Genomic DNA, 15,323 nt, shown 5'->3' with positions numbered 1-15,323 from the left:
TGTTTGACCATCGAATGATGGTCTGCTTTTTTTGCTGCTGTTATGATTATGCGTAGTAGGTTTCTATTTTTTTGTTTTGCTCTTTGTAGTTTAGTGCTTCTGTCGACTGGATGTAATTCTACGTCTAGTAAAGCGTTGACGTCGGTGGTTTACGATTCTATAAGTGCAGATCCTGCTATATTGGCTCCGCCAAGTCTGCTGATGGATAAGTTGGATTCGCTAAAAAAAGGTTTGCTATATTTTCCACCTGTAGATTCGATCAATAAAATTGAACCGAAGGTTGCTCGCGCAATGTTGAAAGACTCGATTTATCGCGAGCTAAAGAAAAAACCAAAACATATCTATCTTACTTTTGATGATGGGCCGCTATTAGGTAGCTTGGCGATTGATTCTATTGTGACTGCGAAAGGCGTAAAGAGCAGCGTATTTCTCATAGGAAAACATGCTAAAATGAGTAAAATGCTGAGCAGATCTCTACAAAAGTATTTGGAGAATCCACTTGTAGAGGCTTATAATCATAGCTATACGCATGCTAATCACCGCTACCAGACATTCTACAGTGATCCTACTGCTGCATACACCGATTTTGTAAGAGCTCAGGAAGAATTAGGGTTAAAGCATAAGGTAGCACGTTTACCAGGAAGAAACATCTGGATGTTTGGTGATGTAAAGCGGTTGGATGGTCGAAATGGTGGTACTACAGCAGAGATGCTTCACGAGGATGGTTTTCAAGTTTTCGGATGGGATGTAGAGTGGCGCATTAATGGAAGAACTGGTGAGTCTGAGCAGTCTGTAGACATGACATACAAAGCGATGAAGAGCTATTTGGATAAAAATATAAGTCTGTATCCAAATAATGTCGTTCTATTGATGCATGATGATATGTTTCAATTACCAAAAGCGCAACATAAATTAGCGGCACTTATTGATAGTTTGAAGCAACATCCTGACTACAGCTTTGAATTCATGACAGATTATCCTAAGAAGTATTAGGAACTTTCGAATCATTGTTTTGACACAATGTTGCGTTTGTGTGTAATATTTATTTATATTTGATGGTATCCCGATATCCCAAATATGATGAATAGATCGTTTCTACACCTTAGCTGGTATTGCTTTTTTCGAGTGTTTCCTATTTCCTTATTATGTTTTGCGGTTTCATGCCAACAAAATTTTAACGATTCACCAATATCAGGCCTTCGTATTGACCAAAGTAAAGATGGACAAATTGCGTTGGGACAACCCGGCTTGTTAAAAGCAGATATAGCATTGGATAAGGCGATCGATTTTATATCTTTCGAGCTTAAGAATAGCGAAGGAATGCTAATAGAAATGGATTGGCCCTGCATCGCAGATGTGAAAGGCCAGCAGAATTATACACTTTCTCAGCAGTTTCAAGTTCCTACTACAGTGCGTTCTGGTAAATATTGGTTGATATTATCCGTGGAAGATGTTCAATCGCTCGAGCATAGAGATTCGATTTTGATCGACGTGGTATTAGATAATACCATCCCCATTATCGGTGCGCTAGATGTAGGTATAAACAAAAAAGGGAATGATCTTCACTTAGAAGCTGAACTAACAGCGATCAGTAAAATCGATCGCGTAGAAGTTCTGATTGAAGGTGAGCATTTTTCAAAAGATGTGAGCTTTGATAAACCTTCCATAAAAGATCAATTGACCATTACCTTTCACGAACATGTACACGTCGATGATGCGCCTGCGGGCGAATACACCGTTTTGCTGACTTTGTATGATCAGGAAGGACGAATTGCTAAAGCCGAAGGTGCGTTTACAAAATAAACGTACCCAATATTTAATAGCTTTGATTCACTAAACTACCTCGTTCAAAATCTTTGGTAACCGTAACTGCTCTTGGCATTCGCTCTTTCAGCTCTTCTACGTGCGATATAATGCCTACTACGCGATTTTCCTGATGCAAATACTGTAACGTATCGAATACGGTATTGATACTTTCGTGATCTTGTGTGCCAAACCCTTCATCGATGAAGAAGAAGTTTTTATCTGCTTTGTTGAGCGACTGGATATTTTCTGCTAGCGCTAATGCCAAGCAGAGCGACGCTTGAAAACTCTGACCACCTGATAAAGTTTTGACCGATCGGTGGTGACCATTATTCAAATTATCGATTACTTCGAAATCATTCGTATCACTAACGCTAAGGCTGAGTTGGTTCTTAGTGAGCCGATGGAATCGCAGATTTGCGATCTCGCACAAGCGTTGCATGTGAATGGTAGAAATGTAATTGACAAAACCATTGCCTCGGAATAGGTTGTCCATTATCTTGAGGTGATCTGCCCGTTTGCTGAGCGCGTCAAATTGCTCATGGAGCTTTTCTTTTTTGGCAAATTCTACTGTGAGATGTCCTAACTCGCGCTCCAGTCCACCAAAAGCTGCCAATTCTTCTTCGTAGGCCGAATGTTGTACGACATAGCGATCGCGCGTTTCTACAAACTTTTCTGGCGTATAATCGTCGTGCTGTGTACGGATGGTCAGATTTTCCACTTGACGCTCCAACACCTGCTGCTGAATATCAAATTCTTGAATCTCGCCACGTATTTGATTGACAGGTAGATCTTTGTCTAAAATTTGTTGGACCTGCGCTAAGTCATCGTAATGGTTGCTGGCTAATAATTGTGCAATCTCTGCGCGACTAGCGGCAAGTGTCTCTCGTAAAATGCCAAACTGCTCTTTAGATAATTGATATTGACCTGCAATATCCGCAAATGCATTCTTTTTTTGATTAACACGCCCCGTTAGCAGTTCGTAATCTTCGATGGTGCGAGCGATGTTTAACTCTGTTTGCTGCTTTAGGTTGATTAAGTCAGCTTCGCTGTAGCTTTTATACAGGACTTCGTCTAGCGTATGTAGCTGCTCGGAGTATTGCGCAATCAATCGTTTGGCTACTGAAATCTGCTCAATAATGGTTTGTAACCTTTTTTCAAATCGTGCTACCTCATCTGCCTTCTGGATAGATGCCGAACGAAGCTGTTTTATTTCGGATTCTAGATTCTGAATCGCTTCCTCGGTTTTTTTATTTTTCAGTTTTTGCTCACCAAATAAGGATTTGTCTTCGGGAGAGTACAGATCCCAGCGGAAAGTTTCTTTATGCTTGGTCATTTGTAATTCCAAAGCGCTAAGATCACTTTCGAGCTTTTCCAAATTTTCTGTCTTGTTCTGTGCGGTGTTGGAAAGGCGTGCGAGCTCATTAGTAAGTTGCTGAATAGCTGTTTGCTGCTCTGTATGTTTAGTTTTCTCTGCTGAAACATGTTCCATTTCTCGAATAGCTTGCTCGCCCGACATAGGTTGTGGGTGCTCTAACGCTCCGCATAGAGGACATGCTTCTCCATCCTGCAAGCTGTGTGCAAAATCGCCTAAGCGTACTTGTACTTGTAGATGTGTTTCTTGCTCTCGTAATTGCGACATGGCATCTTGCAGCAGGTTTTCCCGTGCTTTGATCTCCTCTTCCCAGCCTGCTTCTTTGAAGCCTTTGACTTCAAATTGCCGTTGGATAGCCTTTAATTCGTCTTGCAATTGTTTTTTCTGCAGATTGATGGACTTAATCTGGCTATCTAAATTGTCTTTACCTAAATACCAAGCTTCGATCTCTAGGAGTTCCGAAGCCTCAAATCTATTTGATTTTAGATCCTCTAACTTTAGCTCTGCTTTTGCTAATGACTCGTTGTTGTCTACCAGTTCCTGCTTTGACTTTTCTACGAAAGGTTCTCCTTTTTTTAAATTGGCCTGCTCTTGCTGTAAAATGGTTTCATTTTTACGAATATGAATCAGGTTTTGTAAGTCGATTTGTTCCTGACGCATGCGTTCGATCTGTTTGTAATTTAGCTCTACGACACGCAAACTTTCTTGTAATACATCAATTTCTTCTGAAAGTGTTTTGCGCTGTCCTTGAAGGTGCTCTACCCGCAAGCCTACAGCTTCTTTTTCCCTTTCCAAACGTTGGCGAGAAGCCATGGGCTCACGGAACAGATTGGCTGTTTGTTCGTAGATCTTTAATTCATGGCGCAATTGATCAATCTTTTCCTTTTGCTGCAACACATTATTGAGATCCCGTTTTTTGTCGGCCAACTCTTGATGACGCTCTGCCGCTTCTTTTAAGATCTGAACCTGCGTTTGCAATAGATCTAACTCTGTTTTGGACTTTGTGAGCTGCTCTCTATTTGTATTTAGTTGCTGCTCTTTCTCTTGCAGAACTTCTACAGATATGCCTTCAAATCCGGATAGAGCTCCTTTTAGATTTTCGAGTTTTTGGCTATTTGCGCTTTGCAGAGTTGAAACCTTTGGTCCTAAATCATAGCGGTTCAGCTGAAATATTTCTTTCAGCATCTCGGAACGTTCTTTGCCTTTTAGCTCCAAAAATTCTTTGAATTGACCTTGCGGGATGATGATGGTACGTCGGAAGTTAGCGTAGGAAAGGTTGGTTACTAATGAGCCATCGGCAGACTCCAAAGGAATCCAGCGATCCTGATCAGATACGTAAGCAGCGCGTTCGATGGTGCTGGTGTCTTCAAATTTGTTGGGTCTACGTCGCCATTGTGCGGTAAATCGAAATTTCTTGCCCTCAAAATTTAGGAAATCAAACACAATTTTTGCCTGTGCAGATTTAAGATTCAGCATATTGTACCCACGCTTATCTGTCTTATTCAGGCGTTCGGTATCGCCGTAAAGTGCGAGACTGATCGCTTCCAGAATGGATGATTTTCCCGACCCAACACTGCCGAAAATACCAAACAGACCTCCCTCGGTTAGCGCGGTAAAATCGATTTCCTGCTTTTCCTGATAGGAGTAAAATCCTTCAATACTTAAATATATAGGTAACATGTAAGCAATTTTGGGGTGTTAAGATTCTGACCTGTCTAGTTCACCATTAATTTCTTCAAACAACGATAGTAGTTCATCGTTAGGCTGTTGGCCATAGCGACTTTGAAAGTAATCTACAAAAAGTGATTTTACATCTTTCTCCAAGTCGGCAAGGGGTTTTTCAGTGGCAAGCGAGCTGGTACTACTTTGCACGATTGGTATAATATGTATGATGCCATCGTGTGCTTCTTGCAAACTTTTTAACTCGGCTGAGGTCATGAAAGTATCGCTGACCATGGTCAGCTCTACCAAGGTATTTGGATTATTCTGCAACCATTCTACTGCTGTAGTGATATCATCAAATCGTTTGCGTACTAGCGTTCGGCCTCCATGTAAGCGTTGCTGCGCATATTGGGCATTTTCGTTGGGCGCTAGATCGACTAGGATGACTTTTTTTTCTTGTCCTGCCTCGGAAAATGAATAGGCGAGAGGGCTACCAGAGTATACAATGGGCGACGATGCTGTTCCCAACTGGTGATGGCGATGTAAATGACCTAATGCGGTATATTGTATCTGCGATGGAATAGCGTCGGTGTAGATCAGATCTGCGTTTCCTATTTTGAGTGGTTTTTCGCCTTCTGGTTCTTCCAGCATTTCGCCACCGCGCCTCATCATGTATAAATGTGTTATTAATAGATTTACGCCATGTACGTCACAGTACCTAGCGGCAAGATCATGCCAATGCGTTGCTAATATTTCATGCAGTTTAATGTCTCGATCATCGCCTTCGCCAAGATATTGCTTCAAACGAAGCTCATTGGCATATGGCGTGGCAATGATACGCAATGGATAATTAAAACGAGGAAGTAGTAATTCTAGAAAACCCTTATCGGTGTGGGTTATGCTAAATCCTTGGGAGGTGGCTGATGCATTAAGCTGTGCATTGGGATAACCGACAAATATAATTCCGCAAGCACGGGCTAATGGATCGGGAGCATCAATTCTATCCGCAGAATCGTGGTTGCCAGCGATGGCAATAACCGGACGTTTTCCGTTATTCGTCAGCCGTTTTAGTGTACTATATAGCAATTCGATCGCGTCTACGGGAGGGCTAAATGTGTCAAATAGATCGCCAGCTACCAGTACTACATCTACGTCTTCTTGATCTGCTATTTCGCAGATTTCATTCAGTACGTCCTGCTGTTCTTGTATGCGGGAAAAGAAATCTAATCGTTTGCCCAAATGCCAATCTGCTGTATGTAATATGCGCATAGTTAAAGCTTCTTTCCGTGTAAGACCTTAAAATTACTGATTTTATTTTTGTCGGACTATTTTTGCTATCTTCGAAATCGTTATTAATCGTCAACAGTCAGTATTTATGCGTTTTATCTATTTGCTGGTGTTCTTCTTTGTCACCATCACCATAGCACATGCTCAGCTCAAGGCTGTTCATAAAAAAGGTAGTTATTCGTATTGGGTAAATACACCCGCCCAAAGTGATCTCAAAGCTGATAAATGGCCTATCCTTGTTTTCTTACATGGGCGGAGTTTGTCTGGCTCTGATATAAATCGTGTAAAGCGTTATGGCGTTTTGCGAGCCATGGAAAAGGGGCGTTCAATCGACGCGATTGTGGTCGCTCCGCAAACATCGAATGGGTGGGATGCTGATAAAGTGATGAATATCGTGGACGAGGTGTTGGAAAGCCATGGTGGCGATCCAAATCGTATTTATGTTTGCGGAATGAGTATGGGAGCTTATGGCACGATGGATGTGGCAGGCAAATATCCAGATAGAATTGCGGCAGCAGTGGCCATTTGTGGTGGCGGCACGCTGTCGCTTGCTTGTGGTCTTACGCAAGTGCCATTATGGATCCAACATGGCAATAGTGATCGAGTTGTGCCACTTTCCGAGTCGCAGAAAATATATAAAGCCATTAAGAAGTGCAATCCGGAAGCAGATGCTACACTAACCGTGGTGCCCGGAGGTACGCACGGCAGCGTAGAAAGCCTTTTTCATCAGGATGCGATCTACGACTGGATGTTTGGATATGCGTTATAAAATATAGACGTTCTGTTTATGTTTTTTCAGGGTTTTCCAAAAGATCTGTGACACAGCCCAAGACCTCGTGTTCGCTAGCCCCACTTTCGAGCATACTAAAGGCGATGTATGCGGCGTAAATCTCGCTGTTAAAGACTTCATGCTTATCGGCTAGCACTTTGTCTAATGAATCTTCACGAACTTTCACACCAATATGTTCCAGTTCATTGTGTAAGTTGGTCGATATGCTGTTGTGATCTTCTCCGCAAGCGAATCCTAATATAATATGTAGCACCAGTTTATCATAGACCTCCGGATCTATTCCGCTTAATTTTTTGACATATAATTTGTTGTCAAATCTCTTCTTAGCGCTGCATACAATCTTGTCCCAGATTAGGAACTCTGTTTTTGTCTGCATAATGATAGGTTTATATTATTGTAAATTTAGTAAAATATTCTAGATCAGCGCTATAATGATACACTTTTGTGATTATTCGTTTTCTAGTTCTTTTTTGTACGATTTGATGTTATTCATGATCTTCTCTGGTAATTCAGGGTATTTGATGTCTTTTCGTTGCGAAAGTACTTCTAGCAAAATTTTAGCCACAATGTATCGCGCCACCCATTTATTGTCTGCCGGAACGGTATACCAAGGTGCGTTATCCGTACTGGTATGGCGTATCGCATCTTCGTAGTATTGCATGTACTCATCCCATTTCTTTCGTTCGGATAGGTCACTTGGAGAGAATTTCCAGTTTTTATCCTCATTATTCAATCTTCTTAAGATGCGGTTTTTCTGTTCCTCCTTACTGATGTGTAAGAAATACTTGAAGATGATCGTGCCATTTTCTGCTAAATGCTTTTCGAAATTGTTGATCTGTTCGAAGCGCTTAGTCCAGAAATCGGTCGGCAGATGATCCGTATCTACCACATCGGGCAGGTGTTCGTCGGCTAAATTGTGTTGATGTACACGTGATACCAAAACATTCTCGTAGTGCGTACGATTAAACACACTGAATTTCCCTCTTCCAGGCAGGGCGATGTAATGTCGCCATAGATAGTCGTGTTGATACTCTATGGATGTGGGTATTTTGAAGCTGTGCACCGCTACGCCACGCGCATTGAACTTTTCGAAAACTCTGCGAATCAGCGAATCTTTTCCCGAAGTGTCCATCCCTTGTATACAGATCAATACACTATATCGGTCGTGTGCGTACATCACGTCTTGTAAATGGGCTAATTCTTTACGAATTTTCTTTAAACGAGACTTTGCCTCTTTCTTTTTGATCTTTGGTTTTATAGTGGTTGGTGCTTCAGTAATCAAAAAATCGTTCTTGGCTTGGTATTTATTATTGTATAGACTCATGCGTTTGTGTATTAGGTTTTTACATTATAGTTAACAATAGAACGACGTAATGGTTTGTATGTAGGTTTCGTTGCTGCGTATTTATCACTCTTGTTAGTGATAAATCAAATTATCATTAATATTGCTGATAAATAAAATTATCATTGATATTGATGATAAATCAAATTATCACTAATTTTGATGATAATTTATTATATTTGATTTTACAACTTATTGCTATGAAATACGCCATACTAACAGGAGATATTGTAAACTCGCGAATGGTCGATAGCCAACTATGGGGCGAACAGCTGCGATTGGTGCTATCCGTACATTCAGATAACTACGATATCTATCGTGGTGATAGTTTTCAGGCAATCATGCCGCTAGACAAAGCGATTGTATGTGCTATCGTCTTGATGGCTCGGTTACAGACGATAGATGGCATACGTGTGCGTCTCGGATTAGGCATTGGTGAAATAAATCCAGCTGCAAATACAGTCAGAGAATCAACAGGAGAAGCGTATATTCGATCTGGTGAAGCGTTTGACGATCTGAGACGCAATCTTTTTAAGATGAGCAGCCCGTGGCCAGAAGTGGATAAGAACGTTAATATTATTATGGGATTATGCACTGAAATTATGGGGCGGTGGACAGTCAATATGGCCGAATCTTTTGCGGCAGCAATAGAAAACCCCGATAAAAACCAAGTGCAGCTTGCTAAGTTACTGAATCGTAAACATCAAAGCCAACTAAGTACCGAATTGACGAAAGCGGGATTTGCTAAGATTCAAGAGAGTACCCATTATTGTACACAATTAATTATGAAACAATGCTAATAGTATTACTTCAGCTTTTGCTAGCGCATGTATTGGGGGACTTTGTATTGCAGCCAAAGTCTCTGGTCGAGAAAAGGAAGATACATATTAAATACTTGCTGTTGCATGTTGCTATACATACGATCGCGCTCATCATCATCTTTTCGCAAACATTAAAGGATCATTGGCATGGCGTTGTATTTATTATGGCAACTCACTTAGCGATTGATAGTTTGAAAATATGGTACGAGCACAAATGGCCAACCAAGCCGTTTAGGGCTTTTGTTTTCGATCAAATTTTGCATTTGCTGATGATCGCCATAGTCATCATTTTTTACTATCCTGACTATTTTCAACAATTACAGTTGTGGTCGCCAACCAATTTGCTATACTTACTAACATTACTGGTATTGGTATTTGTAACGCCAATAATCATGCGTGTATTTTTTAGCAGATGGGATACAGAACAGGCTTTTACGGGAAAGAAAACGGAAACATTATTGGATGCCGGTTTAGTTATCGGTGTTTTAGAAAGGCTGATGGTGGTCATTTTTATTCAAATAAATTTTTTGCCAGGAATAGGGTTTCTGATCGCTGCCAAGTCTATCTTTCGTTTTGGAGATTTGACCCAGGCAAAAAACACAAAATTCACTGAGTATATATTAGTGGGTACCTTTCTGAGCTTTACAATCGCATTATTATTAGGGGTACTATTGAAGTATGCTATGACAACAATAGTAACATAAACAAATATGTTAAATATGTATTATTTCTTTTCTTAAACACTTGCGTATAAAATAGTTGGTCTGTTTTTTGTATCTTTCATCATGTAAGTGTCAAAATAAACTAATTATGCGTATATCCATCCTTTGTTTTCTACTGCTACAAATGTGCTTGTGTCATGCACAAAAGGTCGATCTAAATGGTGTTAGGAAAAATTTCAATCAAGGTGTGAAGAATAAGGAGCTTTGTGAAAAATACCACGAGCACTTGCAAGAAACAGCCAAGACACCGGTAGAAAAAGGTTATGAAGCCGCTTTTCACATGTTTATGGCCAAACATACGGCAAATCCAATCAAGAAGATGAGTTACTTCAAAAATGCCAAGAGTATGTTGGAAGATCTGATAGAAGCGAATCCACAAGAAGTAGAGTTACGATTCATCCGACTGTGTATACAGTATTATTCACCAAAATATTTAGGATATCATAGCGAAGTGGAAAACGATAAAACATTTGTTATGAATAATCTGCACAAGATGTCGGACAAGCAAGCCAAGCAGTTAATATATAATTATTTGGACGGAGCGAAAATGTATACAGATAGTGAGCTAGCGTTATTAGGGCGGTAAAAAACAATAGATTTTAGCGCTATAATTTGTTTGTATTTATAGATCGTAATTTCTATCTTTGCCGATCAATAAATACAATTAACAAATTAATTAAATAACAATGTACGCAATAGTAAATATAGCAGGACAGCAATTCAAGGTTGCAAAAGACCAATATCTTTTCGTGCACCGTTTGCAGGGAGATGAAGGCGCTAGTATTGAATTTGACAACATATTGTTAGCAGAAGACGGTGGTAAATTCACTGTAGGTACACCTAGTATTTCAGGTGCTAAAGTTTCAGCTACGATTTTGTCTCATTTGAAAGGTGATAAAGTAATTGTTTTCAAGAAAAAACGTCGTAAAGGCTACAAAAAGAAAAACGGTCACCGTCAAAGTTTCACTAAAATCCAGATCACTGGTATTAGTTTGTAAGAAGAGAAGTCGAATAGACTTTGATAATAATTGAATTTTTAATCTGACTTAACGTCATAAATTAAGATAAGAAAATGGCACACAAAAAAGGTGCGGGTAGTTCCAAGAACGGCCGTGAGTCACATAGTAAGAGACTAGGTATTAAAATCTTTGGTGGTCAACAAGCGATCGCTGGTAACATCATCGTTCGTCAGCGTGGTACAAAACACAACCCTGATGCTAACGTAGGCATTGGTAAAGACCATACATTGTACGCTTTGACAGCTGGAACAGTTGTTTTCCGTAAAAAAGCAAACGATAAATCATATGTTTCTGTAGTTCCTGCTGAGCAGAACTAAGGATACCTTATTTCATAAAAAATAAGCCCTTGAACATTTTGTGTTCAAGGGCTTTTGCTATTAGCGTACAATACCCCTATCGTATAATCCTCTTGATTTTATTAGATCGTTTGATTAGCTTATGCAAAGAATCGTAATCTTCTTCCTCCAGATTATTATAAATCTTTTGCAACTGCTTGATGTGTTCTTCTAATACCTCTAATACATTCTCCCGGTTCTGCTTGAGGATGGGTGTCCACATATCTGGGGATGACTTAGCCAAGCGTACGGTGGATTCGAAACCTGAACCCGCTAACTCAAAGATTCTGCCTTGCGACTTCTCTTTTTGTAGCACAGTTAGCGCCAATGCAAAGGAGGTAATATGCGAAATATGTGACACATAAGCTGTGTGCATATCATGTTCTTCTGCATTCATAAAGACGGATCGCATCTCTAGCTGTTCACTAATGTTTTCGGCTATATCAAACGCGTCTTCATCGGTTTTAAACGCTTCTACATAAACCATTACTTTATCTCGAAATAGGTCGCGAATAGCTGCCTCAGGACCAGAATATTCCGTTCCGGCCATTGGGTGCGCTGCAATATAACGACCACGGTTTGGATGTCGCTCTATATGTTGTAATATATTGATCTTGGTCGACCCCATGTCGATCACGACCTGTTGATCCACTTTGTCCAAGATGTAAGGAGCAAGCTGCATAATCGCATCAACTGGAACCGTTAATACAAGTACTTTACATTTTGCAATGGCTGTCTCCAAATCGACGATCTCGTCAACCAATCCCAATTGAAGTGCTTTTTTCTGGTTGCTTTCACTTTTATCTACGCCGTAAATGCGCGTAGCGAAATGTGTTTCACGAAGCCTCATCGCGATCGATCCACCAATTAGGCCAACGCCGACAATAGCAATATTCATGTTATTTTGCATGGTGATGATTGGTTAGCTATTGATAAACAATGTTTGTATTCTTTCTATAGCACGATCGAAGGTTTCTTCGGTTGCACACAAGCTAATCCTAACGTATTTTGATCCGGCTTCGCCGAATATTCCGCCAGGAGTAATGAATATATTAGCGTCATATAAAACCTTGTCTGTTAATTCATAAGAATCAATATGTTGATCTGATACTTTAGCCCAAACGAATAGTCCCACTTGATCCTTCTGATAGCTACACCCTAGCAAATCCATGATCGCAAATACTTTCTCGCGTCGCTTTCTATAAATGTTATTTAGGTCATCATACCAAGATTGATCGAGTGATAATGCCTTAGCTGCCGCCGCCTGTACTGGGAAAAACATTCCCGAATCCATATTAGATTTGAAACGTAAAATCTCATCAATTCTATCAGCTTTTGCGACCATCATACCGACGCGCCATCCAGCCATGTTAACCGATTTGCTTAATGAATTAAGCTCGATTGCTACATCCATCGCACCCTCCACGCTCATGATACTCATAGGTTCTTCATTGAGTATAAAACTATACGGATTATCGTGGCAGATCAAAATGTTGTGCTTTTTGCCAAAAGCAATAATGTCCTTGAAAAATGACGCGGTTGCTCTAGCACCCGTAGGCATATGCGGATAATTAATCCACATCATTTTGACATCCTGCAAGCCATTAGCTTCCAAGGCTTGGAGTTCGGGTAGCCAATTATCGGCTTCCGACAAAGTATACGGAACAGCAGTAGCTTCACTTAGTCGCACAGCCGAAGCATAAGTAGGATATCCTGGGTTTGGAATTAAAACTTTGTCTCCAGCTTGTAAATACGTCATGCAAATATGCATAATACCTTCTTTCGATCCCATTAGTGGCAATACTTCCGTGGCAGGATCTGGCTGAACTTGATAATAGCGCTGATACCAATTTGCAATTGCTTCTCGTAAAATGGGACTTCCTTTATAGCTTTGATAGCCATGTACGTTGTTTAATGAAGCAGTTTTTACTAATTCTTCTACAACAGTTGGATGTGGTGGTAGATCTGGACTTCCTATGGCCAGATTGATTACGTTTTTGCCCGCCTTGTTTAGAGCATCTATTTCGCGAAGTTTTTTCGAAAAGTAGTATTCTTGGGTCTGTTCAAGGCGTTTTGCTACGGCTATCTGCATTTGTATAATATAATAATGTCTTTCGTAATGTATGCGTAAAGCACGAATGTATTAATTTTTTACGTTAATCTAATGGCCACTCTACAATTGATTATAGGGTAGATTACGAAGATATCTGACTATTTTTCTCGTTTGGTTAAATATCAAAATAATGACACAATGTTGTTGCTATTCGCATAAAACCAATGCAGTAGGTCAAATTTTGCTACATTTGTACAATTAAAATACTGAATGAAGACATATTTTAGACTATTATCTTTTGCTAATCCTATTGCAAAATATGCTATACCGTACATCATATGTACACTTTTCACAGTCGTATTTGGTACCCTAAACTTAGCTTTACTAGCGCCATTGCTACAAGTGCTTTTCAAAGGGACGGGCGATGAAGGAATGACGGCTTCGGAGGTAGTAACCAAACCATCAGAATTAACGGATATTGGCAGTTGGTTTACCTATTATGCTGACCGATTGTACTATGATCTTGGTCCTTACGAAGCGTTGAAGTACGTGTGTATTGTGATTGTGGTATCGGTGCTTATCAGCAATGTATTCCGATATTTTTCGCAACGCATCATGGAAAATCTCCGGATTCATACCTTATTGAACTTACGTAAGGCTGTATTTGATAATGTGATGGGACTGCATTTGGGTTATTTTACCAATCAACGTAAAGGAGATGTTATTTCCAAGATTGCATCGGATGTACAGGTCGTGCAGTTTTCGGTTACGGGTACTTTGCAGGTTGCTTTCAAAGAGCCGTTGCAGCTGATTGCTTACATGATTATGCTATTCGTATTTTCAGTGAAGCTGACTCTGTTCTCTTTACTAGTTATTCCAGTTTCGGCATTTTTTATTTCACGAATAGTGAAAACACTGAAATCACAAGCTACGGAGGCACAGCAATCGTATGCCAATATGATCACTTATTTGGATGAAGCACTTTCTGGTGTGAAAATAATAAAATCCTTCAACGCCAATTTCTTTGTCAAAGATCGCTTCAACAGAGAGAATCATCGTTATGCTAATATTATGCGTAGGATGGTGCGACGTCAGCAGATGGGATCTCCAGTATCTGAGCTCTTAGGTGTCATTATGGTGGCCGTTATTTTGGTATATGGCGGCCATTTGGTGTTAAGCGGAAGCGGAGAGTTGGGCGCGTCTGAATTTATCGCGTATATCGCCATATTTTCTCAAGTAATGCGACCTGCAAAAGCTTTGACCGATGCGTTTAGCAGTGTGCACAATGGTATTGCCGCCGGAGAGCGTGTGTTGGCTTTGATTGATGAGAAGAACGAAGTGAAAGATGCACCTGATGCCAAATCAGTGACAGACTTCACGAAAGGTATTTCTTTCGAGAAGGTGCATTTTGCATATGGTGAGCATGAAGTCTTACGCGATATAAATCTGGAGATTCCCAAAGGTGGCACAGTCGCTTTGGTAGGACCTTCTGGTGGTGGTAAATCGACTTTGGTGGATTTGATCCCACGGTTTATGGACGTTACTAGCGGCTCGATACGTTTTGACGGTACAGATTTGCGTGATTTAAAACAGGAAGATTTGCGTGCTATGATCGGTGTGGTTAATCAAGAGTCTGTTTTGTTTAATGATACAATCTATAATAACATCGCTTTTGCTAATACCGAAGCGACAGCAGAGCAAGTAGAAGCGGCGGCACGCATTGCCAATGCGCATGAATTTATTTTGAAAACAGAAGACGGCTATCAAACCAATATTGGAGACCGCGGCTCTAAGTTGTCTGGTGGGCAACGCCAACGCATTTGTATCGCTCGTGCCGTGCTGAAAAACCCGCCAATCATGCTTTTGGATGAGGCGACATCTGCTTTAGATACGGAATCTGAGAAATTGGTGCAAGATGCATTATATGCTTTGATGAAGAATCGTACGACGGTGGTCATTGCGCATCGCTTAAGTACGATACACAATGCCGATAAGATTATTGTGCTTGAAGGCGGATCGATTCGAGAAGTAGGTACACATCCTGAATTGATCGCTCAAAACGGATTGTATAATCGTTTGATCGAAATGCAGCAATTTTCTAATTAAGATCTTTG

General features: G+C 40.4%; 15 protein-coding genes. 9 read left to right on the top strand and 6 right to left on the bottom strand.

From position 1 onward, the window contains the following. Positions 1-144: 144 nt before the first annotated feature. Together DC487_RS10695 and DC487_RS10690 are read left to right on the top strand one after the other, a co-directional pair. A complete protein-coding gene (locus tag DC487_RS10695) occupies positions 145-993 on the top strand; it encodes a polysaccharide deacetylase family protein (protein WP_165799074.1) in 849 nt (282 codons plus the stop codon). 84 nt (positions 994-1,077) lie between these two features. Further along, entirely contained in the window at positions 1,078-1,803 is a 726-nt protein-coding gene (locus DC487_RS10690; RefSeq protein ID WP_133228514.1) for a hypothetical protein, read from the top strand. 13 nt (positions 1,804-1,816) lie between these two features. Here DC487_RS10690 and DC487_RS10685 read toward each other — a convergent pair whose 3' ends face one another. Both DC487_RS10685 and DC487_RS10680 read right to left on the bottom strand, forming a co-directional pair. Then, positions 1,817-4,858, bottom strand: a complete 3,042-nt coding sequence (locus DC487_RS10685; protein ID WP_116775958.1) for an SbcC/MukB-like Walker B domain-containing protein — start codon at positions 4,856-4,858, stop codon at positions 1,817-1,819. An 18-nt stretch (positions 4,859-4,876) separates the two neighbouring features. Further along, complete coding sequence (locus tag DC487_RS10680) at positions 4,877-6,109, bottom strand: metallophosphoesterase family protein (protein WP_116775957.1); 1,233 nt, start codon at positions 6,107-6,109, stop codon at positions 4,877-4,879. A 106-nt stretch (positions 6,110-6,215) separates the two neighbouring features. On the opposite strand from DC487_RS10680, the gene DC487_RS10675 reads away from it, so the two are divergent. Beyond that, complete coding sequence (locus DC487_RS10675) at positions 6,216-6,896, top strand: carboxylesterase family protein (RefSeq protein WP_116775956.1); 681 nt, start codon at positions 6,216-6,218, stop codon at positions 6,894-6,896. Between the two features lie 16 nt (positions 6,897-6,912). Here DC487_RS10675 and DC487_RS10670 read toward each other — a convergent pair whose 3' ends face one another. Together DC487_RS10670 and DC487_RS10665 are read right to left on the bottom strand one after the other, a co-directional pair. After that, complete coding sequence (locus DC487_RS10670) at positions 6,913-7,293, bottom strand: hypothetical protein (protein ID WP_116775955.1); 381 nt, start codon at positions 7,291-7,293, stop codon at positions 6,913-6,915. Between the two features lie 72 nt (positions 7,294-7,365). After that, positions 7,366-8,241 (bottom strand): PPK2 family polyphosphate kinase, encoded by an 876-nt coding sequence (locus tag DC487_RS10665; RefSeq protein ID WP_116775954.1) that lies wholly within the window; start codon positions 8,239-8,241, stop codon positions 7,366-7,368. A 218-nt stretch (positions 8,242-8,459) separates the two neighbouring features. Between DC487_RS10665 and DC487_RS10660 the strand changes: the two genes are divergently transcribed. From DC487_RS10660 to rpmA, 5 genes are all read left to right on the top strand, one after another. Further along, complete coding sequence (locus DC487_RS10660) at positions 8,460-9,059, top strand: SatD family protein (protein WP_133228512.1); 600 nt, start codon at positions 8,460-8,462, stop codon at positions 9,057-9,059. Next, complete coding sequence (locus DC487_RS10655; protein ID WP_133228509.1) at positions 9,029-9,784, top strand: DUF3307 domain-containing protein; 756 nt, start codon at positions 9,029-9,031, stop codon at positions 9,782-9,784. Before DC487_RS10660 ends, DC487_RS10655 begins: the two co-directional genes overlap by 31 nt. A 106-nt stretch (positions 9,785-9,890) precedes the next feature. Further along, a complete protein-coding gene (locus tag DC487_RS10650; protein WP_116775951.1) occupies positions 9,891-10,388 on the top strand; it encodes a hypothetical protein in 498 nt (165 codons plus the stop codon). Positions 10,389-10,488: 100 nt separating this feature from the next. Beyond that, the gene (gene rplU, locus DC487_RS10645; protein WP_066751363.1) at positions 10,489-10,800 is read left to right on the top strand and encodes a 50S ribosomal protein L21; all 312 of its coding nucleotides are present in this window, start codon (positions 10,489-10,491) and stop codon (positions 10,798-10,800) included. A 74-nt stretch (positions 10,801-10,874) separates the two neighbouring features. After that, positions 10,875-11,138, top strand: coding sequence for a 50S ribosomal protein L27 (rpmA, locus tag DC487_RS10640; protein ID WP_066751365.1), 264 nt, complete (start codon positions 10,875-10,877; stop codon positions 11,136-11,138). Positions 11,139-11,214: 76 nt separating this feature from the next. Here the strand turns inward: rpmA and DC487_RS10635 are convergent, their stop codons facing one another. Next, entirely contained in the window at positions 11,215-12,066 is an 852-nt protein-coding gene (locus tag DC487_RS10635; protein WP_239016363.1) for a prephenate dehydrogenase, read from the bottom strand. A 12-nt stretch (positions 12,067-12,078) separates the two neighbouring features. Further along, the gene (locus DC487_RS10630) at positions 12,079-13,248 is read right to left on the bottom strand and encodes a pyridoxal phosphate-dependent aminotransferase (protein ID WP_116775950.1); all 1,170 of its coding nucleotides are present in this window, start codon (positions 13,246-13,248) and stop codon (positions 12,079-12,081) included. Positions 13,249-13,479: 231 nt separating this feature from the next. On the opposite strand from DC487_RS10630, the gene DC487_RS10625 reads away from it, so the two are divergent. Next, a complete protein-coding gene (locus DC487_RS10625) occupies positions 13,480-15,315 on the top strand; it encodes an ABC transporter ATP-binding protein (RefSeq protein WP_116775949.1) in 1,836 nt (611 codons plus the stop codon). Positions 15,316-15,323 lie beyond the last annotated feature (8 nt).

It is taken from the genome of Sphingobacterium corticibacter, assembly GCF_003076635.1.
In the GTDB taxonomy this organism is placed as follows: domain Bacteria; phylum Bacteroidota; class Bacteroidia; order Sphingobacteriales; family Sphingobacteriaceae; genus Sphingobacterium; species Sphingobacterium corticibacter.
Note: the sequence above shows the minus strand (reverse complement) of the source record. Positions and strands in the feature narration are given on the sequence as shown.

Coding starts and splice junctions, on each gene's coding strand:
- DC487_RS10670 (WP_116775955.1), bottom strand. CDS start 7,293: ATGCAGACAAAAACAGAGTTCCTAATCTGGGACAAGATTGTATGCAGC.
- DC487_RS10680 (WP_116775957.1), bottom strand. CDS start 6,109: ATGCGCATATTACATACAGCAGATTGGCATTTGGGCAAACGATTAGAT.
- DC487_RS10625 (WP_116775949.1), top strand. CDS start 13,480: ATGAAGACATATTTTAGACTATTATCTTTTGCTAATCCTATTGCAAAA.
- DC487_RS10630 (WP_116775950.1), bottom strand. CDS start 13,248: ATGCAGATAGCCGTAGCAAAACGCCTTGAACAGACCCAAGAATACTAC.
- DC487_RS10690 (WP_133228514.1), top strand. CDS start 1,078: ATGATGAATAGATCGTTTCTACACCTTAGCTGGTATTGCTTTTTTCGA.
- DC487_RS10650 (WP_116775951.1), top strand. CDS start 9,891: ATGCGTATATCCATCCTTTGTTTTCTACTGCTACAAATGTGCTTGTGT.
- DC487_RS10635 (WP_239016363.1), bottom strand. CDS start 12,066: ATGCAAAATAACATGAATATTGCTATTGTCGGCGTTGGCCTAATTGGT.
- rpmA (WP_066751365.1), top strand. CDS start 10,875: ATGGCACACAAAAAAGGTGCGGGTAGTTCCAAGAACGGCCGTGAGTCA.
- rplU (WP_066751363.1), top strand. CDS start 10,489: ATGTACGCAATAGTAAATATAGCAGGACAGCAATTCAAGGTTGCAAAA.
- DC487_RS10665 (WP_116775954.1), bottom strand. CDS start 8,241: ATGAGTCTATACAATAATAAATACCAAGCCAAGAACGATTTTTTGATT.
- DC487_RS10675 (WP_116775956.1), top strand. CDS start 6,216: ATGCGTTTTATCTATTTGCTGGTGTTCTTCTTTGTCACCATCACCATA.
- DC487_RS10660 (WP_133228512.1), top strand. CDS start 8,460: ATGAAATACGCCATACTAACAGGAGATATTGTAAACTCGCGAATGGTC.
- DC487_RS10685 (WP_116775958.1), bottom strand. CDS start 4,858: ATGTTACCTATATATTTAAGTATTGAAGGATTTTACTCCTATCAGGAA.